The organism is Devosia sp. (genome assembly GCF_028290645.1).
GTDB lineage: Bacteria > Pseudomonadota > Alphaproteobacteria > Rhizobiales > Devosiaceae > Devosia_A.
The window spans coordinates 1-4970 of sequence record NZ_JAQGJL010000327.1 but is presented as its reverse complement, the minus strand read 5'-3'; the positions used below and the strand labels follow the sequence as shown (position 1 = coordinate 4970).

The 4970-nt window shown below is 66.5% G+C and carries 7 protein-coding genes; 1 reads left to right on the top strand and 6 read right to left on the bottom strand.

The window, feature by feature from the left end:
- Positions 1 to 79 precede the first annotated feature (79 nt).
- The 4 genes from JWQ89_RS17485 to JWQ89_RS17470 form a co-directional block, all read right to left on the bottom strand.
- Positions 80 to 964, bottom strand: coding sequence for a dienelactone hydrolase family protein (locus tag JWQ89_RS17485; RefSeq protein WP_299643042.1), 885 nt, complete (start codon positions 962 to 964; stop codon positions 80 to 82).
- 2 nt (positions 965 to 966) lie between these two features.
- Positions 967 to 1446 (bottom strand): Lrp/AsnC family transcriptional regulator, encoded by a 480-nt coding sequence (locus tag JWQ89_RS17480; protein ID WP_299643040.1) that lies wholly within the window; start codon positions 1444 to 1446, stop codon positions 967 to 969.
- A 109-nt stretch (positions 1447 to 1555) separates the two neighbouring features.
- Positions 1556 to 1900, bottom strand: coding sequence for a hypothetical protein (locus JWQ89_RS17475; protein ID WP_299643038.1), 345 nt, complete (start codon positions 1898 to 1900; stop codon positions 1556 to 1558).
- Entirely contained in the window at positions 1864 to 2151 is a 288-nt protein-coding gene (locus tag JWQ89_RS17470; protein WP_299643037.1) for a hypothetical protein, read from the bottom strand. The genes JWQ89_RS17475 and JWQ89_RS17470 overlap by 37 nt, the downstream gene beginning before the upstream one ends.
- A 207-nt stretch (positions 2152 to 2358) precedes the next feature.
- On the opposite strand from JWQ89_RS17470, the gene JWQ89_RS17465 reads away from it, so the two are divergent.
- Positions 2359 to 3873 (top strand): HAMP domain-containing sensor histidine kinase, encoded by a 1515-nt coding sequence (locus JWQ89_RS17465; protein WP_299643035.1) that lies wholly within the window; start codon positions 2359 to 2361, stop codon positions 3871 to 3873.
- 30 nt (positions 3874 to 3903) lie between these two features.
- Here the strand turns inward: JWQ89_RS17465 and JWQ89_RS17460 are convergent, their stop codons facing one another.
- Both JWQ89_RS17460 and JWQ89_RS17455 read right to left on the bottom strand, forming a co-directional pair.
- Positions 3904 to 4671 carry an aminoglycoside adenylyltransferase domain-containing protein gene (locus JWQ89_RS17460; RefSeq protein ID WP_299643034.1) on the bottom strand — a complete coding sequence of 256 codons (768 nt, stop codon included), beginning with the start codon at positions 4669 to 4671 and terminating at the stop codon, positions 3904 to 3906.
- A 39-nt stretch (positions 4672 to 4710) separates the two neighbouring features.
- Positions 4711 to 4970: nicotinate-nucleotide--dimethylbenzimidazole phosphoribosyltransferase (locus tag JWQ89_RS17455; protein WP_299643032.1), on the bottom strand; the 260-nt coding region annotated here is incomplete at its 5' end.

The following is a 4970-nucleotide window of genomic DNA, read 5'->3' as shown; positions in this document are numbered from 1 at the left end:
GAACACCCGCACCACCCCCACCCTCAATCCCTCCCCTCAAGGGGGAGCGAGGCGACGTCAGCAACCGTTGTGCCCTAACCTACCCCAGATGCCTGCCGAAAAACTCCAGCATCGCCTCGCGCATGCGCGGGGTTTCCTGGTGCTGGATGCCGGGTTCGGAGACGAGCTGCAACTGGCTTGGCGCGTCCGCATAGGCGGCGCTGGTTTCTTCCCAGGCGATCGCCACCGCCTCGGGCGGAGTGAGGCCGTCCGCTTCGCCGATGCAGATGAGCTGCGGGCGCGGCGCGACCAGCGCGCCGATGGCGCCGGCGTCGGCCTCGTTGAGCAGGCCCGGCACGACCAGGTAGACGCCGTGGCCGTCGTGGGCGCCGAGTTCGATCATCTTGCCGAGGTCGGCGAAGCAGCAGAGGTGCGCCACCGCGCTGATGCGCTCGTCCATCGCGGCCAGCCAGTAGCTCAGCATGCAGCCCATCGAGATGCCGAAGGCGCCGATGCGGCTCGGGTCGACGTCGGCGCGCGAGGCCAGATAGGTGAGCGCGGCGGAATGGTCGCAGAGCATCTGGGCAAACAGGCCCCTGCCGTACCAGAGCAGGGCCTTGGCCGCGTAGCCCTCGGAGACCGTGGCGCGCTTGCCGAACACCGGCATGTCGATACACAGCGTCACGTAGCCCGCGCGGGCGAAGACCGGGCCGAGCGGATCGAGCAGGTATTCGCGACCCTGCAGCAGTTCGTCGGCGCCGATATCGTAGCGGCCGCCATGCGAGTGGCCGTAGAGGATCGCCGGCAGGCGGCCCGTGCTTTCGACCGGGCGGGTGAGGATGCCGCGCACCTCGGTGTCGCCGACGAGCAGCGTCAGGTGCTCGACGGTGTAGCCGCCGTGCTGCTCGATATGCTTGCCGAGCAGCGAAACTGGCGGCTCCACCAGCCCGATGAGCTGGCGCAGTCTCTCACGTGTGATGGTCATGTTTACTTGTCGTCGTCCGAAACGATGGCGAATTCCAGCGGCAGCGCCGTGGTGTACTTGATCTGCCCCATGGCGAAGGACGAGCTCACGTCGGTGAGCGCGATCTTGCCGATCAGCTTCTTGTAGAACGCGTCATAGGCAGCGATGTCGGGCACCACGACGCGCAACAGGTAATCGACCTCGCCGCTCATGCGGTAGAACTCCACTACCTCGGTGAAATCGTCGACCACGGCAGCGAATTTCCGCATCCAGACTTCGTTGTGCTCATTGGTGCGGATCGAGACGAACACCGTGACGCCGGCATTGATCTTGGCGGGGTCGAGGACCGCGACCCGGCCCCGTATGATCCCGTCCTCTTCCATCTTCTGGATGCGCCGCCAGCAGGGGGTCGTCGACAGGCCGACCTTGCGGCCGATTTCGGCAACAGGAGTAGTCGCGTCCTTCTGCAGGAGCGCCAGAATCTTGCGGTCGATCTTGTCCAAAGCGATGGCGGCCCCCTTGAAATCAGATTGCGCGAGTCTGGATAAAATGGCCTGACAACGCAAAGATGGTTGGTCAGGATGGCCATACAACGCAAATATCTTGCGCCTGTCAACTAGCGATAAGTCCCCGGATCCACGCCACAAATCGATCAAATCTGCTGGGATTTCCGGCATTTGCGCCGCCGCCCGCCGCCTCGCGTTGGCGCCACTCGGCCGGCGAGTCGAAGCTGCCCTGCCAGAGCCTGCGGCCCGCCCTCCGCGCGGCTGCCTCGGCGCCGCCATAGCGGCCGGTCGATATGGCCAGTCCATCGCCCACCAGCGCCTCGGCGAGGTCGGTCGCGCCATCGCTGCACAGGGCGAGCAGCCGGCCGTAGCGATCGTGTCCCTCGGGCCGGCAGGAGAGGGTACGGGCGCGGGTCAGTTGCGCATGCGGCTGGCCGCGGCGGCGCCGCACTCCCAGCTGCCACCGTCGCCGGTGGTGCAGGTCTGGTTCCACTCGGGCGCGTCGAGGCCCACGAGGCGGATACGCTGGCCGGCGATATCGATAGTGTCGCCATCGACGACGCGTTCGACCGTGCCGGTCAGCGGCGGGCCGTCGAGCGAGAACGGCGCTTCGGGCAGTGCGGCGTAGACGGCGAGAAGCCCGAGCCCAGTGAGGATGGTGATCGTGCGAAGCCTGAGGCGCGGCCGATATGGGAGCAGCACTCGGTGCCCGCTTGCCCAAGCCGGCATGTCCCCCCGGATCGTGGGCCCGAGCTGCCGATTGTCTCGGGTTTTCCCCATCCGGATGCCCCACGCTTCACCCTGTTTTAACCATGCGGCGCTTAGGGTTTTTGCACAAGCGTAACGAACGCGTTTCCTGTTCGTGACTGTGTTTTGTTGAGTAATGCGTAAATGCCGTTGAAGCCCGCGATGCACGATCAAGACGTGCGCGCCCAGATGGGTCGCGAGTTCAAGCGCGACTCGCAGCGCACCGTGTTCGATGCCCGCCAGCGGCTCACCTCCAGCTCGGGCACCCGCGCTTCCTTCGATTTCGAGCTGCTCGACGAATATGCCAACTCGCGGCTCAGTGGCCTGTTGGCCGTGCCGGCGCTGGTGCTGATCCTCGCGCTATTCGCCAGCCTCTGGGTGTCGCCGCTGGCGGCGGCAGCTTGGGCGGGGGCGGTGATCGCCGCCAATTTGATCGTCGTGTGGTTCTGCCGCCGCTTCAAGGCCGAGGAGCCGACAAGGTTCAACGCCGGACGCTGGACCGCGAGCTTCGTCGTCGCCGAGATGGTCAACGGCATCGGCTGGGCGCTGCTGCCGCTGTTCACCCTGGTGGCGGCCGAAACCACGCCGCTGCCGGTCGTCATGTTCGCCATGGCGCTGGTCGGCATCGCCGCCAACGCGGTGTCGACGCGAACCCTTCCCGGCGCCACGCTGGCGAGCACGCTGCCCTCGGCCGCGACCGTCACCATCAGCCTCGTCACCGCCGGCGGTACCCTCAACTGGGCGCTGGCAGCAGTGGTGATCGGCGGCCAGATCTTCTTCGTCTACCTCGCAAAGCAGCTCTACGCCTCCGAACTCGAAACCATCGAGCACCAGGCCGAAAAGGACTCGCTGATCAACGAGCTCGAGGAAGCGCGCGAGATGAGCGACGAGGCCCGGCGCCATGCCGAGCAGGCCAATATCGCCAAATCGCAGTTCCTCGCCACCATGAGCCACGAGCTCCGCACCCCGCTCAACGCCATCATCGGCTTTTCCGAGGTGCTGCACTCCGAACTGCTCGGGCCGCACGGCGTGCCGCAATACAAGGAGTACGCAGGCGACATCCACAGCTCCGGCCAGCATCTGCTCAACCTCATCAACGAGCTGCTGGACCTGAGCCGCATCGAGGCGGGCAAGTACGACCTCAACGAGGAGGCGGTATCGCTGATCGACATCGCCGAGGATTGCCGGCGCATGGTCGAGATCCGCGCCAGGGCCAAGAGCATCGAGCTTTCCGTCAGCTACGCGCACAACCTGCCCAAGCTCTGGGGCGACGAGCGGGCGATCCGGCAGGTGGTGCTGAACCTGCTCACCAACGCTATCAAGTTCACCCCGCAATCGGGGAAGGTGCACCTGATGGTGACGCGCTCGGGCGATGGCGGGCAACTGCTCTCGGTGCGTGACAACGGCCCGGGCATCCCCGAGAACGAGATCGAGACGGTACTCTCGTCGTTCGGCCAGGGGTCGCTGGCGCACAAATCGGCCGAACAGGGCGCCGGCCTCGGCCTGCCGATCGTCCAGAAGATCATGGAACTGCATCAGGGGCGGTTCGACCTGTTTTCGAAGCTGCGCTTCGGGACGGAAGTGATCGCCACGTTCCCGCGGGCGCGGGTGATGGACGCGCTGGCGCCGGTGGTCGAGAAGAAGCCGCGGCTGCAGATTTATTCCGAGGCGGGGTGAGACTTGCGGCGACCTCGATGAACCGTCGGCCTATAGCCGCCGGATCTCACCGATCATCATCGCGACGAAATCCAGCGCATCCTGCCGCCGTTTGAACGGACTCGCGTAGAGGCCCGTGCCCCCGCTCCGCCGGATGCGAAGGCTCTCGTTCACGATCGGATGCCAGCGCGGCTCGATCCAGCCCAGCGCATGCTCGCCGGCGGCGGTCTTCGATGCGATGTCGCCCGTGACCATTGTATAGTGCAGCCGGCTGATGCCGAGCACGCCCCACATTGCGGCAGACGGCCCGAGCGAGGCGAGCCCATGCGGGCTCCAGAGCTGCGATGCCCGGGTGTGCCAGCGCGTCCAGTAGCTTCTGGCATTCTCACGGACCCAGTTCTTCAACCGCACCGGGTCGGGCCGCAAGGCCGCGCGGTCGAGTTGGCCGATCACGGTCCTCGCGCGCGGCAGCATGGCCCAGGTCACCGGGTTACGATTGCCCCGGGCGAGCTCGAAGAACCGATTGTCGCTGGAGGTCGGCCCGTCGGGCAGGCCGTCCGGCCCGGCGGCCAGTTCCTCTACGGTGATCCAGATGCCGTCGAGCGCCGGCATGGTAGGGTCGGTGGCATAGGTGCGGTGGAGGATGGCGAGCGCCGCGAGGTCGGCGACATTGGCCGGACGCGACAGCACGGCGACGAAATCGAGGTCGCTGCGGCCCGGCTGGAAATCACCATCGATCGCCGAGCCGATAAGGTGGAGCCCGGTGACCTGGTCTGGGACATAGCGCTGCGCCAGCGCCACGAGGCGGCCGGTCGCCAACTTTACAGTGTCGTCGCCTGCCGCTGCCGCCACACCACCTCAGCCTTTGTCGCTGACCCCGGCGCTGCCGAACGTCGCCATGTTCTTATGCAGGTGGAGCGCGGTCTTAGCCAGCACTGCCGCGAGTGCGGCGCCGCTCCCCTCCCCCAGCCGCATGCCGAGATCGAGCAATGGGCGCTTGCCCATCGTCGCGAGCACCCGGGCATGGGCATGCTCGGCCGAAACGTGGCCGAAGATGCAGTGGTCGATCGAGGCGGGATTGACCGCGTGGGCGATGGCCGCCGCCGAGGTGGCGACGA